We start from the raw sequence: 16,781 nt of genomic DNA on the forward strand, positions 1-16,781 counted from the left end.
CCATTTCCTTATTCACTATTTTCTATTCCCTATTCCCAGCCTCCATTTTCCATTCCCAAACTCCCCTTTTCTTTTTTACATTTCATTAACTCAAAAACACCTACCTTTACATAGTGTAATTTTAACACTAAGCACAGGTATGAATAAGAACTTACTACCACTCACCCTAGGAGGATTAGGCATTGGCATAACAGAGTTTGTGATGATGGGTTTACTACCAGATATTGCAAAAGACCTAAAAGTTACCATTCCACAAGCCGGACATTTGATTTCTGCCTATGCCTTAGGAGTAGTGATTGGTGCGCCCCTATTAATAATGATTGCCGGGAAATATCCACCTAAAAAAATATTAATGGCTTTAATGATCATGTTCACTGCCTTTAATGCATTCTCCGCTTTTGCACCAACTTTCGACACTTTGTTTATTGCCAGATTGCTTTCTGGCTTGCCACATGGGGCATTTTTTGGTGTAGGATCAGTAGTTGCAAGTAGAATTGCCGAAAAAGGTAAAGCGGCTCAGGCGGTTTCGTTAATGTTTATGGGTTTAACCATTGCAAATATCTTAGGTGTTCCGCTGGGTACTTTTATAGGCCATAACTTTTCCTGGCGAATTTCATTTGCCGTTGTGGTGGTGGTGGGTTTGGTTACTTTATTAAGCTTAAAACTTTGGCTGCCTGCATTAGAAGCTGCCAAGAACAGAGATTTAAAAGCTGAATTAAGTTTTTTCAAGAAGAGGGAAGCATGGATTATTATCATGATGATCTCAATTGGTACAGGCGGCTTATTTACCTGGTACAGCTACATTGTCCCTTTAATGACAGATGTAGCTGGCTTTTCTGCCGATGCGGTAACGTATATATTAATGCTCGCTGGCGTAGGCATGCTGGTTGGAAATTACATTGGAGGAATATTAGCCGATAAGTTTTCTCCTGCTAAAGCTTCGGCTGCGTTACTTCTGGCTATGGCTGTAACTTTAACTATTGTACATTATATCTCGTTTAGTCAACCCCTGGCTTTAATAATGACTTTTATAACAGGGGCCGTTGCTTTTGCTCTTGCTGCGCCAATCCAGATGTTGATGATACAATCGGCCAAGGGATCTGAAATGCTGGCCGCTTCGGCGAGTCAAGCCAGTTTTAACATTGGGAATGCATTGGGTGCTTTCTTTGGCGGCTTACCTTTGGTTTACGGGTTTGACTACACCTCCCCGGCGTATGTTGGTGCAGCAATGGCTCTGGTCGGTGCATTTTTCGCCATTTGGCTAATCAAAAGCAAAGCCACAAAAGGTGTTGCTTCATCGAAAGAAAAATACGCCATGATGCATTAATCTTTTGGCTCACGAGTAAAAGGATCAATTTCTATATTTGCTCATGCTAAAGAAAGAACGTTATAAACTTTTTGTAGAGCACTTTTCAGCAAAGCAGCCCGATGCAGAAACCGAACTACATTATAATAATCCTTATCAGCTTCTGGTTGCCGTAATTCTTTCGGCTCAGTGCACTGATAAGCGGGTAAATATAGTTACCCCCGCCCTTTTTCAACGATTTCCGAATGCGAAAACACTAGCTGAAGCCACTCCAGATATTGTATTTGATTACATCAGAAGTATCAGCTATCCAAATAACAAAGCCAAACATCTTGTAGGTATGGCCAATATTCTGGTAAATGAATTTAATGATGTTGTTCCTTCGGGAATAGATGATTTACAAAAAATGCCGGGAGTTGGACGTAAAACTGCCAATGTAATTGCATCGGTAATTTATAATGCACCGGCAATGGCTGTAGATACACATGTTTTTCGGGTAGCCAACAGATTGGGATTAACTAATGGCAAAACGCCTCTGGCAGTAGAAAAAGACTTGGTTAAACATCTTCCTCAACATGATATACATATTGCGCACCATTGGCTAATTCTTCACGGCCGTTATGTTTGCGTGGCCCGAAGTCCGAAATGTGATGTTTGTGAAATTACCTACATGTGCAGATATTTTGAACGCCTGACGGCGAAAAATGAGCGGGAAAAGCATGAAGCTTAAATTATTTTTTAATTACTATTGACATTAGCTAAAAAACAATTAACTTAGCTAAATATTTTAGTAAATAGTTATAAACATTACACGCATATTAGCTCATAATTCAATTATATTTACGAAATCAAATTACAAGAAAATGGCAAGCGCAAACCCCGACAAATTAAAAGCTCTACAGCTTACTTTAGATAAATTAGAAAAATCATATGGTAAAGGTACCATAATGAAACTTGGCGATACGGCTATTGAACCTATAGATTTTATTTCTACAGGATCAATCAGTTTAGATATTGCTTTAGGCATTGGTGGTATTCCGAAGGGAAGAGTAATCGAAATTTATGGCCCGGAATCGTCTGGTAAAACGACTTTGGCCACTCATATCATTGCAGAAGCGCAGAAAAAAGGTGGAATAGCTGCTTTTATTGATGCAGAACATGCATTCGACCAGTTTTATGCTAAAAAACTTGGCGTAGATACGGATAACCTGTTAATTTCTCAACCAGACAATGGCGAGCAGGCATTAGAAATTGCTGATAACCTGATTCGCTCGGGAGCAATTGATGTAATCGTGATTGACTCCGTTGCTGCATTAGTTCCAAAAAGTGAAATTGAAGGCGAAATGGGTGACAGTAAAATGGGCTTGCATGCCCGTCTGATGAGTCAGGCATTACGTAAGTTAACTGGTACCATTTCAAAAACCGGCTGTTGCTGTATTTTCATCAACCAATTACGTGATAAAATCGGTGTGATGTTCGGTAACCCCGAGACAACTACCGGTGGTAACGCGTTAAAGTTTTATGCTTCAGTACGTTTAGATATTCGCCGTATTTCTCAAATTAAAGATTCTGATGAGGTTTCTGGTAACCGTGTTAAGGTTAAAATTGTTAAAAACAAGGTAGCACCGCCTTTCCGTATTGCAGAATTTGATGTGATGTTTGGTGAAGGTATTTCGAAAAATGGCGAAATTGTAGACTTAGGTGTTGATTTTGGCATCATCAAGAAAGCAGGTTCTTGGTACTCGTACGGAGATACTAAATTGGGTCAAGGTAGAGATGCCGTGAAGCAGCTTTTGAGCGATAACCCAGAATTAGCAGAAGAATTGGAAATTAAAATTAAAGCCGAAGTAACTGGCGATAAATTGGAAGAAAAATAATTTCGATACTCAAAAACATAAGAAGCGCTTTGTTAGACAAAATCTGGCAAAGCGCTTTTTTATGATTTCATGGCAATAGTTTTAACCCTGGCTAAAAACTGCGTTAAAATCTTTTGTTACGTAAACAATTACCAACAAGGCAGCAATTACCAAAGCACCTAAAATAATTATCCCCCAACTTCCGCTTAATTTATTCTTATCTTTTCTGATCAAATAATATAACAACCCGATAAGCGGTACCGCACAAACAATCCAAAATATTAATGATGCTCCAGTCATAAAAAAGTATAAAGTTAAAAGTATAAAGTCAAATAGTTAGATTAGGATTTGCACGATTTAAGGATAAAGCAAAAAAAAATTTCAATCTTAAAATATTTATTAAAAACTACATCCGTGTAATCAAATAATCTGTGTAATCATCGTCTTAAAATTCCATTCTCGCTTTGGGCGATACCTCTTGGCCAACAAAGTCGTTAACCAAAAACTTTTGGTATCCGGCAATAGCAATCATTCCGGCATTATCAGTACAATATTGAAATGCAGGAATATAAACCTTCCAGCTCAGTTCATCAGCTGTTTGCTGCAAGCCATCTCTTAATCCAGAGTTTGCAGAAACACCACCAGCTATTGCAATCTCATTAATATTAAATTGCTTTGCTGCTTTTTTAAGCTTGTTCAACAATATCTGAACAATGCTATGTTGAACAGATGCACAAATATCATCCAAATTTTCGGTAATAAAATTGGGATTCTCTATCTCTTGCTTTCTGATGAAATAAAGAATGGAGGTTTTGAAACCGCTGAAGCTAAAATTTAAATCAGCTATCTGGGGCTCGGCAAATTTATACGCTTTCGGATTTCCGTTTTTAGCATGTTTATCAATTAAAGGACCACCAGGATAAGGCAGCTGCAAAATTTTGGCCGTTTTATCGAAGGCCTCCCCCGCCGCATCATCCAACGTTTCACCCACAATTTCCATATCGAAATAATCTTTCACCAATACAATTTGTGTATGCCCACCAGAAACGGTAAGACACAAGAAAGGGAAATTGGGTTTTGGCTCATCAATAAAATGCGCCAATATGTGCGCATGCATGTGATTGACAGAAATTAAGGGTATATTTAAACCCAATGCAAATGATTTTGCAAATGAAACACCTACCAAAAGTGAACCCAAAAGGCCCGGACCTTGCGTAAAAGCAACAGCACTAATGTCCTGTTTTGTAACCTGTGCATTTTTTAAAGCTTGCTCAATGGTAGGCACAATATTTTGTTGATGTACCCTAGATGCTAATTCAGGGATTACACCACCATAATTTTCATGAATTGTTTGGTTTGCAATAACATTGGCCGTAATTTTGCCGTTGTTACATATAGCGACTGAAGTGTCATCGCAAGAAGATTCGATAGCAAGTATAACAGACAAATTATTTATTTTTAAGCTGCAAAATTATTAAAAAACTATTTAAAATACTCCTTTGGGTAATTGCATCAATAATTTTGCTGCTGGCGCTTATTATTTTTTCACTACAGTTTAAGCCTGTCCAAACTTATATTGCCCAAAAAGCAGCGGCATATTTGTCAAAAGAGCTCAATACTAAGGTATCAATTAAAAGCCTTTACATCAAACCTTTCAAATCTATCGTATTGGAAGATTTGCTTGTTCTCGATCTTCAGAAAGACACCTTGTTGAGCACTCCAGAGTTCATGGTTGATATTAATCAATTTTCAATCGACAAAAAGATTATTGATATCAATACCATTCAAGTCAATAATGGCCAATTTTTCCTAAAGGATTTCAAAGATAAGTCTTCTAATCTCGATTTCATTATTAACTATTTCGATTCTGGTAAACCTACTGTAAAGAAACCGAAAAGTAAACCTTATGATATCAATATAGGTCGGGTGATTTTAAATAAATTTGCTTTTAGATACAAGAACTTTGCCGCGAAAGATACTGTTCAAGGTAAAAATGTAAATTTCGATAATGTTGATGTTAAGGATTTAAGCGGAATATTTGAAGGACTAGACACCAAAAACCATCTGGTTAAAACCAATATCAAAAATTTAACCCTTCGCGAAAGAAGTGGCTTCTATCTAAAAAATTTAACTGCTGAAACAACTATCGATAGTAACGCGATAGAACTAAAGAAACTGTTATTGGTAACCGAAAATAGCCGCTTAACCGATTACTATCAAATGAAGTTTAAAAGCTATCGGGACTTTAACCACTATGTAGATAGCGTACGGATGAAAGCCATTTTCAAAGAAAGTCATCTTTCCTCCAAAGATGTTGCTTTTTTTGCTCCTGAGTTAAATTCAATGAAAATTGAACTTGATATAGATGGCCAGATTACTGGATTGGTAAATAACCTGAGAGCCAAAAAACTTTCCATTCGATCAGGAAAAGCTACGCACATTAAAGGCGATTTTATCCTTAAAGGTCTTCCGAGATGGAAAGAAACCTTTATGGATTTAAAGATCGAAATGGCTGGTACGAATAAAAAAGATTTAGATGAAGTATTAGCTGGAATCACAGGAAACAAAAAACCGATGATTCCAATTATCGTAAGCAAATTCGGCAATATCAATTTCAATGGAAATTTTACTGGTTTTCAGAACGACTTTATTGCTTACGGGGAGTTTAAGACGAAGTTAGGCAGAATTGTTTCTGATGTGAATATGAAAATCGACAAAAATGATGTTCCCTCTTATACAGGTAATGTTAAAACGTTTGATTTTAATATCGGCAATTTGTTAGATGAGAAGAGTTTGGGCCGAATTAGTTCATCACTGTATGTAAAAGGAAGAGGTACTGAATTAAAGGAACTAACCGAAAAACTTAGCGGAGATGTTGAATACATTGACTTTAACAATTATCGATATAGAAACGTTAAAATTGACGGAACTTTTGAGAAGAAAAATTTCGATGGGAAATTAAGTATCAACGATAAAAATGTGAAACTTCTTTTTGATGGAGGTGTAAACTTAAATCCGAAACTTCCGGTATTTGCCTTTAACGCCACCATCACCAGGGCAAGGTTAAAAGCATTAAAGCTTTTAAAAGATTCGTTGTTGGTTGACGCAAAGTTTAGCACAAATTTTTCAGGAACAAACCTAAACAATATTGAAGGCAGCTTGCTTATCCAGGAGATTAGGTTGCAAAATCCGAAGGGAATTTATAATGTCGATTCACTTCAATTGATGGCGAAGGGTACAGGAGTAGATCGGACATTGGATATCAGATCTGATATTTTAGATGCAAGTATTCGCGGTGAATACGATTTAAACTCCATCGTGTCCTACTACAAAGCCATCGCCAAAACATACGTTCCCTCGCTTAGGGCTGATATTTTCAAATTCAAAAATCAAATATTCAAGTTTAACTTACAGGTGAAAAAATTTGAGCCATTAGCTCAGTTTATTTCGCCTGGTTTGGAAATGGAGGAAGGTGCCACGCTTATTGGAGACTTTGACTCGCGAAATAATACCGCTACCTTAAACGGTTTTGTAAGGAAATTGAAATACAATGGCATTGTAGTAAATAATATCATTCTGGATGAAAATACGACCAAAGAACAGTTGCAACTGATCGTTACTTCAGACCGTGTTCAGCTGAATGATAGTTTATTCATTAAAGATGTAAATATTTCAAATATTCTTCGGAATGATAGTCTTTCATTCAACGTAAAAATGTCCAATTCTGATGAAGCTAACCAGCTCGATCTGAATGGCTTGGTAGAGTTTACTAAAAATCAGGATACTGTTGCACGCCTAAGTATTTTACCATCGATATTAAAAATAAATAGTGAAGAATGGCGCATTCAGGAGAAAGTACGCATCGCGTTAAATAATGGCAAAACTTTGATCAGTAACTTCGATCTGACGAACGGAATTCAACAATTAACTATTGATGGTTTAATTTCCGAGGATCAAAAAGATCTGCTCGCGGTAGGTTTTAAAAATTTTAATTTGAAAACGCTGAATCCTTTTACTAAGGGTTTCGGTGTAAAACTAAGCGGAAATGTGAATGGAACAACTAATCTGTACGGCATTCTGAAAGCTCCAAAAGTAAACGATGACCTCAAAATCGATTCGCTTACCTTCAATGATATTTATATTGGAACCCTTACCGATACATCATCTTTCGATAATCAAAGCAATAAAGTAAACGTCTTCACCCGCATCATGGCCGAGGATTCAGAAACTTTTAAACTCACCGGAAATGTTGATTTAAAAGAGAAACTGATTGATTTGAATGTTAGAATGAACGACAGCAAATTAACGATTCTAGAGCCATTTGTGAAACAACTCGTTTCTAATCTTAAAGGTGATATTTCTGCCGACCTAACCGTTAAGGGAAAATTAGATAAACCTGAAATTAATGGCAGTGTAGCTTTTGATAAGGGGCAGTTGATGGTGAATTACCTTAAAACTACTTATGTAATTACTGATGAGGTAAAGATAGAAAACAGTGTTGTCCTATTAGATGGCGAATCATCAGATGGTTTTGTATTGGCCGATCTGGAGGGCCATGAAGCAACTGCGAGAGGTACAGTAGACCTCAATAACCTCGATGATCCTACATTGAATGTAACGGTGAATGCAAACAGTTTGATGGCTTTAAACACCACTTCAAAAGACAATTCAGTTTATTTCGGAAAAGCCTATGGAACAGGTGTGTTTAAGTTTACTGGTCCTACCAGTAAAATGAAGATCGATATAAAAGCCAAAACTGAAAAGGGTACAGTTTTCAATCTTCCACTAAATAGTTCGGAAACGGTTTCGGATAAAGATTTTATTAATTTCATCAGTAGAGATTCGAGTAAGGTGGTAAAGAAAACCACCAATTTCGATGGCTTAACGTTAACATTTAAGCTTACTATCGACCCGAATACAACAGCAAATATTTATACAACGCTTGGCAATTTGAGTGGCAAAGGTAATGCCGAGTTAAACCTAAACATCAATAGCTTAGGTGATTTTGAAATGTCTGGTGATTATATCATTGAAACGGGAAGTTTTGACTTCACGGCTCAAGAAGTAATTAACAAGAAATTTGAGATCAGGCAGGGAGGTACGATACGATGGACGGGTAACCCGACCGCAGCGCAAATCAATTTAAAGGCCGTTTACGCCTTACGGGCGAACTTGAACGAATTATTTAAAGCTGCGAATAGAGATGCCAGCAGTAATGCTAACCAGCGTGTAAACACAGAAGTGGAAATGGGTTTAACAGGATTGCTGTTACAGCCAGATATTAAACTGGATATCTTTTTTCCTGCGCAACCCGCAATTAAAGAAGAACTTCAAACTTATTTTAGTGATCAAAATAATTTAAACTTACAAGCTTTCAGTTTAATTATTAGAAGAAGTTTTGCTCCAGGAAATGGTGGAGAATCTATCGGAAACCAATTGAGCTCAACCGCCACAAGTACGGCGACCGAGTTGGTGTTTAATCAATTTAACAATGTGCTTTCTTCATTAAACTTAAACTTTGTCGATCTTAACGTACGTTCATTAAGTGAAGCCAGCGCATCTGTTAAACTTTTTAACGACCGTTTAATTATCAATGCTGGTATTGTAGATCGAAATAGCTTAAATGATTTTACCATTATCGATTTTAACAGAAGCAATGTTGGCGGCGAGGTTGAAGGTTTATTTTTAATCAGAAAAGATGGAAGCTTGTTGGGTAAAGTGGCCAATAAACCACCAACTATCCAAAGTATCTTTGCTAATCCTGGTATTGATCAAAATAGGAACGTAACCTCATTTGGTTTAGTTTACACCCAACAGTTTGATACGTTTAAAGAGTTTATTCAAAAGATTACCGGAGCTTACCGCAGAAACTTGAAAAGAAAGCAAAGTGAATCGCCTGTTAAAACGAATAAATCAATTAATAAAGAAGCGATTATTAATCAAAGTAAGGGGAATCAGCGGAGGTAGGTTTTCGGTAGGAGTTTTTATTAAGTTACTAACAACTGCAGAATTTAAATGATAGTTGGCAATTTTATTAACTGAAAATTGCCAACCAAAAATCAACCTATCCTTTCATGATAGAATGACCCATTTTATCTCTTTTTGTTTTCAAATAGCGCTCATTGTGAACATTACTTTCAATTTCGATTGGAATGTTTTCTACTGCTTCGAGGCCATAGCCGATTAGCCCAGCTCTCTTTGTAGGGTTGTTAGTCATTAAGCGCATTTTAGTTACACCCTCTGATCTTAAAATTTGAGCACCAACGCCATAATCTCGTTCATCGCCTTTGAAACCCAATTTAATATTGGCCTCAACCGTATCAAAACCTGCATCCTGTAGATTGTAAGAGCGAAGTTTGTTTATGAGTCCAATACCTCTACCTTCTTGATTCATATAAACCACGATTCCTTTGCCTTCCTTTTGGATCATTTCCAAAGCTTTGTGCAACTGAGGTCCGCAATCGCATCTACAAGAACCAAAAATATCACCAGTAACACATGAACTATGGACACGAGCCAGAATCGGTTCATCAGGGCCCCATTCACCTTTTGATATGGCCAAATGTGTAGCACCATTGTCCAATTGCGTATAAGCACTCATTTTAAAATCGCCCCACGCTGTAGGTAAATCAATAGTAACTTCTTTCTTGATTAAACTATCAATATTTAAACGATAAGCAATTAAATCTTCTATTGAGATAATTTTTAACTGATGCTGCTCGGCGATTTTCATTAAATCCGGAAGTCTGGCCATTTCGCCATCTTCTTTCAAAATCTCTACCAACAAACCCGCAGGCTTCATCCCGGCAAGGCGGGCTAAATCGACTGCGGCTTCAGTATGACCAGCACGGCGAATTACCCCACCATCTTTAGCTATTAAAGGAAAAATATGTCCTGGTCTACCCAATTCTTCCGGATCGGTTTTAGGGTTAACAAGTGCCAACATGGTTTTTGATCTGTCGCTGGCAGAAATCCCTGTGGTACAACCATGACCAACTAAATCTACCGATACTGTAAAATTAGTTTCGTAAGCGGCGGTATTTTTGCCCACCATTAAATCAAGTTTTAATTCTTTACAACGCTCTTCAGTGAGCGGAGCGCAAATTAAACCTCGCCCATAGGTTGCCATAAAGTTGATCACTTCTGGCGTGGCATTCTCTGCTGCGGTTAAAAAGTCACCTTCGTTTTCTCTATTTTCATCATCTACAACGATGATCACTTTACCAGCTTTGATGTCGGCTATCGCCTCTTCTATGGTGTTTAATTTTGTTTGCATTTGTATAAAAGCATATAGGTAATAACATTAGCTTCGCCCAAAACAGGTTATTTCGCTAATGTTTTACAGGTACAAAGGTACAATCTAAATGAGCAATTTGATGAAATAAATATCATCTGGAAGTAAATGATATTTGGGCTTATTTCTGTTTAATTCGAAGGAGTTTTTTGAAAAACTGTTTATAATAGTTTACGTCAAACAGTGCAGAATCAACAGTGGCTTTATAAGTTAAAAATGCAGCCAATGGCGATAGCACAATAACGGCAATCCACATGGCAAATATGGGGTTCAAATTACCTTCCCTAGCAGATTTCTCCGCCACCGTCGTGATGATATGATAGACCAAAAAGAAGGAAATAGCAATAACCACAGGTAATCCCATTCCGCCCTTTCTGATAATAGCACCCAAAGGAGCACCAATAAAGAACAGCAGGATACAAGAGGCGGCAAGCGTAAATTTACGTTGATATTCTACCCGGGTAAAGATAATTTCACCCATCAAATCATCATATCTGGGAGCCGTGTTCGAAAGATTTTGCACCATCCCGGAAACGATGTTCGATGCATTATCAACTGCTGTTTTTCTACTTCCGTTAGGAATAGATTTTAAAGTAATCTCGCCAATAACAATAGGGGCAATTTTTACTTTTGTATATCCTTTCGTGGTATTAAATTGTTTGAAGGTATTGCTTGCCACACGGCTTGATTGCCTGTTAAGTGTATCAAGTTGCTTCGTTAATGAATCTCTTTTTCTAACAATGCCTTTCAAATTTAACATTGGGGTGCTGTTTCCGAAAGCATTCGGATCAGTCCTGTTCATTTCAAAAGATGACAAGTCAAATTTCGGCGCTGTTTCTTTAAATCTGCTTCGATATAAAACTTGCCGGGGATTGTAAGCTCCGCTGGTATTAGATTGCTCTTCATACTGAACGCCATCCTTAAGCTCTAAGACCAAAAATTTGCCGTCAGTAGTTTTATTCATCTGCCCTTCTTTGGCCATGATCACTTTTGGAATGCCGTTGGTACCTTTATGATCATAAATCATGATGCCATGTAGCGTTCCATCCTCATCTTTTGCATCCACGCGAATGGAATAATTAGGAATGCTATTATTGAAGACCCCGGGCTTGATCAAGAAGGCCAACTTTTTATTTCTAACATCGTACAATAATGAGCTAAATTTCAAATTGGCTTTTGGAAGCATATAATTTGAAAACAGAAAAGAGCCGATGGTGAGCATAATAATCACCACAAAGAGTGGCCTCATGGCCTTTTGAAGGGAAATTCCTGCAGATTTAATGGCGACAAGTTCGTAATTCTCACCCAGCGTTCCGAATGTCATGATAGAAGAAAGCAGTACAGAGAGCGGCAACGCCATGGCTACATTGGCTGCCGAAGCATAACACATCAGTTCCAAAATGGTGTACCATTCGAAGCCTTTACCAATCAGATCATCAATCCACTTAAATAGAAAAAACATTAAAAGAATAAACATCACCACAAAAAATGTGGCAAGGAAAGGCCTAATGAATGCTTTAATAAGAAGAAGATGTATTTTTTTCACCCTACAAAGGTAAGCAATGCAGCGTTAAACTATGCACCTAAAACGCTAATCAAATAGTCAATTTGGTTATCCCAAATCAATTTTTTCTCAGCCAACAAATCATCGGTGGTAAAATCGGTTATGGCAAGAGCAACATCATTAGTAAGTTCATCCTGCACAATTTCCATTTCGAAATAGCACTGCGGCTCATCATCAAGCCATTTAAACTTCACTAATTTATTCTCTTTGATAGACACAAGCTTTGCTTTAAGCTGTTCGTCGTCCCAAGTGAAGGTGTAAACCTGATCACGGAAATTTACATCATCGGCAAACCATTGCGATAAGCCATTTGGCTCACTTATAAAGCTATACAAAATTCGTGGTGAAGATTTAACCTCGTACTCAAGCGTAAATTTTTTCTTTTCTGCCATGTTAATTCATTACCAGAATATATCCGGACGTATTTTTTTTATTTTATTTTTCTAAAGAAAGGTAATTTATTCTATATTTGCAACTCCAAAAAATAACCACCTAAATATTTGATAATATAAGCAAATATTTTTACCCGGCGGGGTAGCTCAGATGGTTAGAGCGCAGGATTCATAACCCTGAGGTCGGCAGTTCGATCCTGCTCCCCGCTACCGAAGCGGCAAAAGAGGCATAATTCAGATCCAATTCTGGTATGCCTCTTTGCTTTTTAAGGACAACCTGCTGAAAATAAGCTATATACAAAAACACAAAATTGATTTCCTTGGTTCGAACTTTATCATTTTTCTTATCATAACTTATACCCTTAGGGAATAGTAATGATTGCAATTGTTGCTTAGTATGATAATCACCAGAAACCCACTTAGAAGGCAGTTGAGTGGCATATTCGATCGCTAATTCGACACATTTTACTAGGTTCGAACTTTTATTTGATAGCGTCATTAAATTACGCTCAATTTCATATTTTTCTTGAGAATATTTTTCATGATACTTAGTATAAAGTTCATTACTAACCTCCTCCTCAATATACCTTTCTTCAAGACGATCTACTTTACTTTTAATTTCTCTATAGCTATTCTCCAACTGTATAAGGTCTGTCTCCTTATGTTTAGTTAATTGGTTAAAGGTTGCCACCACTTGATTTTTTATTAATTCTAAATAGTCTTTTGCCGTTTCTATTTTAAAAAATTCCAAAACCCTTTCGAACCTTCTGTTTAAATCATTAGCATTTTTATTATTACAACATGCTTTGGTTTTACACTTATAATAATGAATATTTTTTTTACGTGCTAAATACCCACTTAAAGGCCTACCACATTCAGCACAGACCATAAACCGTTTAAGTGGTATATCTACATTTTCCTCATTGATTGAGAATCCATGTGACAATGTATCTAACAAACCATTAACTTTTAAGAATAATTCTCTAGGAACGAGTTTTTCATGATTTCCCTCAACTACTTTACCTTCCAGCATATTATGAACCATTAAACCACAGTAAAATGGATTCCTAAAAATTTCAGATATCCGCTGATGGATCAATTTTAATCCCCTCAGCGCCAAACGGTCACGAATAACTTCGTTGGAGACATTTTCATAGGCCTTCCACTCAAATGCCTGACGTAATAACCTACCTTTTGCATTGACCACTATCTTTCTTCGATTTCCTGATTTATCAATATCAAAACCAAGAGGGGGACTGGTTGGCCAATCGCCACGTAGCAGCATTTCCCTTATACCTGCTGTACACTTTTGCTTGCGTAACTGGTTGTCAAATTCCCCAAAAAGAAAAAGTAATTTTTGTTGCATCTGACCAGATGCATTTGAAGTGTCAATTGGCTGCGTTACAGAAATAATTTCAATCCCTAACCTCCTGAGTTCACCACTTAACCAAATAGAATTGTCATTTCTAGAAAAACGTTCAAGACTATAAACTAATATGGCGGAAATTTTTCCTTTATATTTTTTAACAAAAGATAACATTGCTGTAAATTGTTTTCTTTCATCATTCTCCGCACTCTCATAGGTACCTCCGAATTGGGCCATGATATCGAAACCAAACTTTTCAGCGTACGACGTACAGGCTTTAAGCTGAGTACCTAGGCTGAGGTTATCAACCTGGTCTTTACCACTCACTCTGGTATAAATAACACATTCTTTACTCCGGGTTACTTGCTTATGTTGTTTTCCCTTGGCGAAAGAATCAAAAAATAAAACATCTGACATATAATAATTTTACCTTAATGTATATCACTTAATATAGTAATAATCAATCGCTTTTTCCATCATCACTCTCTAACTTTTGATGGGCATTAAATACAATAATCGAAAATTTTTTCACAGTTAATATTAGATCTTCTGCTTCATCAACAGTAAAATTTGCGAATAATGGTAGTGACAGAACTTCTTCAACCGTAAGATCGTGGTGTCTTAGAATCATTTCAACAGTTAATTGACTTTCCATACTGATTAAGTTATAGTAGCTAGCTACTTCATTAAAATATTTGTTTCAACAGATAGGATACCATGATATTAAAAAACATCATATACAACAAGACAGGGGACTAAAAGCCCCCTGCATTATTACAAACCTGAATTAGTGATTACCTACCCCGACCCTTTTTTTCTTCGACTTTTGGCTCTATTGCGCCTTCGAGAGCATATTCTTTTTCCTTTTCCTCTTTTAATACCGGTTCCTTGCGGTCTACAGCTTTACTGTAGATCTCCCCTAAATCACGATCATAGAAATCAAGTGTTTTAAACTTAGGATTAGCTGTAACAAAGCCAGTTACTTCCTTTCCATTTTTCATGAAGGATACCTCATGAAGATTACCCCGTTCAAGACTTTTGAGCAACTGATCTTTAAATCCTAGCTTTTCCATGTTAAGTATGTGAAAAGTTTCTACTGTTTCTTTAAGACTAAAGCCATAATTTTTACCATAAGGATCTATTGCGTAACCCTTCTCTGGAGTATGTTCGGTAAAATCTAACTTAAGCCAAAGGTTCGCTTTTTCGCCACTCTTTAAAACAACATCTTTATTTACAGCACGTCCCGACAGCAGGTTATAACTTTCTTTGGCTGTAACTCCTTTCCCTTTATTGATATAAAAGGTCTGCGAAATAAGATCCTTTGTGTCCGCTTTTTTCAGTGTTGCCTCATAGCTATTAAAAAAATACATGTCGGTTTCCTTACTTTTTGAAAAACTAAGTACGTATGTCATCTTATCACCAAACTCCGGCTCATATCTTTTAGCCGGATCTGGCATCTCCTTGGTGGGAGACTGGATTTTAAAGCCCACGGGGCCATGTGCAATTGACTCCTTTAGATCTGCATTAAGAGAATCTCCAAAGCCTAAGTACTTCAATGTATTCTGTAAGTACTCCAAATTATTCTCATTCATAATTGAAAAAATTAAGGTTAAAATTCATTTAATTATTTTGTTTGAACAGGATTATCTCGACACCCCTGATCTGCCGTATCCACGTGAATACTCGTTATTATTGGATATGGCTGAGGTTGTTTCTTCAGGGTTCTTAACCGTAGACTTCTGCGCGGCCGCTGCCTGAAGGGCCTTATGATAATTTTCATTCCGCTCATCTTTCTGCGGCAACAGTCCCCGATCGCCAACCATGGCTTTTAGACCTGTTAGCAGAAGGTAGGATATTCCACCGTCCATCAAAAGAGAGACGACAAGCGCCAACCTATTGGAACGGATTCCATCCGGAGTAGCGCTACTGGCCTGAAAGGTAGTCCCATCAGGCATTTCAATCTGGCGGCCATTGGCATAACGCTCTTTTTGATAAGGTGTTAGTGGTATACCATTCACCATTTCGGGAACGCGTAATCTTGAAGTATCAGTCACAATGAACTCCCTTGTGTCCCAGTCATATTCCACCATCAGTTTTTTATTCTGTCCATTTTCAACGGTTTCTTTGATAAGGTTTGCTTTAAGTCCGGTAATCAGATCATCTGCCTCCGTTGATGAAATAATTTTCGGCGCAATTGATTGTTTGTATACCGGGTGAACTAAAAGCTCCGCTTTTCCATCTGAATTTTTGGCAAGAGAAAGCTTTACGTTCATCTCCTGCACTTCGACACCACTGTGAATGACATTATTTAGCTTGATTAAGCTAGTCCTCATGCCAGAGAGCAATGCATCGATATCGTTCTTGGGAAGATTAATCTCCCCATCCTTAAATAGTCCGAGTTCGCGCAAATCCTCAACAGGAAGATCGCGCACATTCAAATTTGAATACTGCATATGGGTGTATTTAAAAGTTTGGGTTAAATTATGTGGGCAGCAACTGCTGCAATTTTTTGAACTACAGATTCAGATACTGCTCAAGCTCATTATCATTTCTAAAAAGTATATCTGCTAAGAAATAAAGTGGATTGATCGGCAGACCTTTATGCTGCACTGTTAAATGCAGGTGTTCGCCAGTTGTTCTTCCAGTCGATCCGCTTAAACCGATTGGAAATCCCGTATAAAGGTTTTGGTTTACCACACAATATAATTTTGAAAGGTGTGCATAGTAAACTGTATAGTTACCATATTTCACTGTTACGAAGTTTCCCATTATCGGGGTATATCCAACCTTAACAACCTGTCCATCTAGAACAGAACAGACAATTTCATTTTTTGCTGCGATGTCAATCCCTTTATGAAATGATTTTTTTTCGCCGGTAACGGGATGAAGCCTAAAGCCAAATCCAGAATTTAGCTTAAACACTTTAAGCGGAAGTGTCGCATAACAATTTTTAGAAGAAACAGTATCCTGAATGGCCCCGTATCCATTAGCACTGATAAACAT

At 37.4% G+C, this 16,781-nt stretch carries 14 protein-coding genes and 1 tRNA gene; 5 read left to right on the top strand and 10 right to left on the bottom strand.

The annotated features are described in order from the left end of the window. Positions 1–139 precede the first annotated feature (139 nt). From ACZZZC_RS20455 to recA, 3 genes are all read left to right on the top strand, one after another. Positions 140–1,327 carry an MFS transporter gene (locus tag ACZZZC_RS20455; RefSeq protein WP_463488064.1) on the top strand — a complete coding sequence of 396 codons (1,188 nt, stop codon included), beginning with the start codon at positions 140–142 and terminating at the stop codon, positions 1,325–1,327. A gap of 43 nt (positions 1,328–1,370) precedes the next feature. Then, the gene (gene nth, locus ACZZZC_RS20460; protein ID WP_463488065.1) at positions 1,371–2,036 is read left to right on the top strand and encodes an endonuclease III; all 666 of its coding nucleotides are present in this window, start codon (positions 1,371–1,373) and stop codon (positions 2,034–2,036) included. Positions 2,037–2,169: 133 nt separating this feature from the next. Then, positions 2,170–3,183: a recombinase RecA gene (recA, locus tag ACZZZC_RS20465; RefSeq protein ID WP_056094982.1), complete on the top strand. Its 1,014-nt coding sequence runs from the start codon at positions 2,170–2,172 to the stop codon at positions 3,181–3,183. 81 nt (positions 3,184–3,264) lie between these two features. On the opposite strand, the gene ACZZZC_RS20470 is transcribed toward recA, so the two are convergent. Together ACZZZC_RS20470 and tsaD are read right to left on the bottom strand one after the other, a co-directional pair. Further along, entirely contained in the window at positions 3,265–3,462 is a 198-nt protein-coding gene (locus ACZZZC_RS20470; RefSeq protein WP_463488066.1) for a hypothetical protein, read from the bottom strand. A 145-nt stretch (positions 3,463–3,607) separates the two neighbouring features. Then, positions 3,608–4,609 (bottom strand): tRNA (adenosine(37)-N6)-threonylcarbamoyltransferase complex transferase subunit TsaD, encoded by a 1,002-nt coding sequence (gene tsaD / locus ACZZZC_RS20475; RefSeq protein ID WP_463488067.1) that lies wholly within the window; start codon positions 4,607–4,609, stop codon positions 3,608–3,610. A 152-nt stretch (positions 4,610–4,761) separates the two neighbouring features. Between tsaD and ACZZZC_RS20480 the strand changes: the two genes are divergently transcribed. Beyond that, a complete protein-coding gene (locus ACZZZC_RS20480) occupies positions 4,762–9,129 on the top strand; it encodes a translocation/assembly module TamB domain-containing protein (protein WP_463488068.1) in 4,368 nt (1,455 codons plus the stop codon). A gap of 97 nt (positions 9,130–9,226) precedes the next feature. Here the strand turns inward: ACZZZC_RS20480 and ACZZZC_RS20485 are convergent, their stop codons facing one another. The 3 genes from ACZZZC_RS20485 to ACZZZC_RS20495 all read right to left on the bottom strand — a co-directional run bounded on the left by ACZZZC_RS20485 (position 9,227) and on the right by ACZZZC_RS20495 (position 12,412). Next, on the bottom strand, positions 9,227–10,438 hold the full coding sequence (locus ACZZZC_RS20485; protein WP_056851522.1) for a bifunctional 3,4-dihydroxy-2-butanone-4-phosphate synthase/GTP cyclohydrolase II: 1,212 nt from the start codon (positions 10,436–10,438) through the stop codon (positions 9,227–9,229). Between the two features lie 139 nt (positions 10,439–10,577). Beyond that, a complete protein-coding gene (locus ACZZZC_RS20490; protein WP_463483824.1) occupies positions 10,578–12,002 on the bottom strand; it encodes an LptF/LptG family permease in 1,425 nt (474 codons plus the stop codon). A 29-nt stretch (positions 12,003–12,031) separates the two neighbouring features. Continuing rightward, positions 12,032–12,412 (bottom strand): START-like domain-containing protein, encoded by a 381-nt coding sequence (locus ACZZZC_RS20495; protein ID WP_029284154.1) that lies wholly within the window; start codon positions 12,410–12,412, stop codon positions 12,032–12,034. Between the two features lie 136 nt (positions 12,413–12,548). Here ACZZZC_RS20495 and ACZZZC_RS20500 point away from each other — a divergent pair. Then, positions 12,549–12,622: transfer RNA gene (locus ACZZZC_RS20500), tRNA-Met, on the top strand. On the opposite strand, the gene ACZZZC_RS20505 is transcribed toward ACZZZC_RS20500, so the two are convergent. The 5 genes from ACZZZC_RS20505 to ACZZZC_RS20525 all read right to left on the bottom strand — a co-directional run bounded on the left by ACZZZC_RS20505 (position 12,582) and on the right by ACZZZC_RS20525 (position 16,781). After that, complete coding sequence (locus tag ACZZZC_RS20505) at positions 12,582–14,195, bottom strand: recombinase family protein (RefSeq protein WP_090985752.1); 1,614 nt, start codon at positions 14,193–14,195, stop codon at positions 12,582–12,584. The genes ACZZZC_RS20500 and ACZZZC_RS20505 overlap by 41 nt on opposite strands. Before the next feature lie 43 nt (positions 14,196–14,238). After that, complete coding sequence (locus ACZZZC_RS20510; RefSeq protein WP_090985754.1) at positions 14,239–14,433, bottom strand: hypothetical protein; 195 nt, start codon at positions 14,431–14,433, stop codon at positions 14,239–14,241. Between the two features lie 139 nt (positions 14,434–14,572). Then, positions 14,573–15,370, bottom strand: coding sequence for a hypothetical protein (locus ACZZZC_RS20515; RefSeq protein ID WP_090985756.1), 798 nt, complete (start codon positions 15,368–15,370; stop codon positions 14,573–14,575). Positions 15,371–15,421: 51 nt separating this feature from the next. Then, positions 15,422–16,231, bottom strand: a complete 810-nt coding sequence (locus ACZZZC_RS20520) for a DUF4099 domain-containing protein (RefSeq protein ID WP_090985758.1) — start codon at positions 16,229–16,231, stop codon at positions 15,422–15,424. 61 nt (positions 16,232–16,292) lie between these two features. Next, positions 16,293–16,781, bottom strand: a complete 489-nt coding sequence (locus tag ACZZZC_RS20525; RefSeq protein WP_159435272.1) for a M23 family metallopeptidase — start codon at positions 16,779–16,781, stop codon at positions 16,293–16,295.

The sequence above is a fragment of the Pedobacter sp. AC212 genome (assembly GCF_979258625.1).

Coding starts and splice junctions, on each gene's coding strand:
- ACZZZC_RS20510 (WP_090985754.1), bottom strand. CDS start 14,433: ATGGAAAGTCAATTAACTGTTGAAATGATTCTAAGACACCACGATCTT.
- ACZZZC_RS20515 (WP_090985756.1), bottom strand. CDS start 15,370: ATGAATGAGAATAATTTGGAGTACTTACAGAATACATTGAAGTACTTA.
- ACZZZC_RS20505 (WP_090985752.1), bottom strand. CDS start 14,195: ATGTCAGATGTTTTATTTTTTGATTCTTTCGCCAAGGGAAAACAACAT.
- ACZZZC_RS20495 (WP_029284154.1), bottom strand. CDS start 12,412: ATGGCAGAAAAGAAAAAATTTACGCTTGAGTACGAGGTTAAATCTTCA.
- ACZZZC_RS20485 (WP_056851522.1), bottom strand. CDS start 10,438: ATGCAAACAAAATTAAACACCATAGAAGAGGCGATAGCCGACATCAAA.
- ACZZZC_RS20455 (WP_463488064.1), top strand. CDS start 140: ATGAATAAGAACTTACTACCACTCACCCTAGGAGGATTAGGCATTGGC.
- ACZZZC_RS20525 (WP_159435272.1), bottom strand. CDS start 16,781: ATGTTTATCAGTGCTAATGGATACGGGGCCATTCAGGATACTGTTTCT.
- ACZZZC_RS20470 (WP_463488066.1), bottom strand. CDS start 3,462: ATGACTGGAGCATCATTAATATTTTGGATTGTTTGTGCGGTACCGCTT.
- ACZZZC_RS20520 (WP_090985758.1), bottom strand. CDS start 16,231: ATGCAGTATTCAAATTTGAATGTGCGCGATCTTCCTGTTGAGGATTTG.
- nth (WP_463488065.1), top strand. CDS start 1,371: ATGCTAAAGAAAGAACGTTATAAACTTTTTGTAGAGCACTTTTCAGCA.
- recA (WP_056094982.1), top strand. CDS start 2,170: ATGGCAAGCGCAAACCCCGACAAATTAAAAGCTCTACAGCTTACTTTA.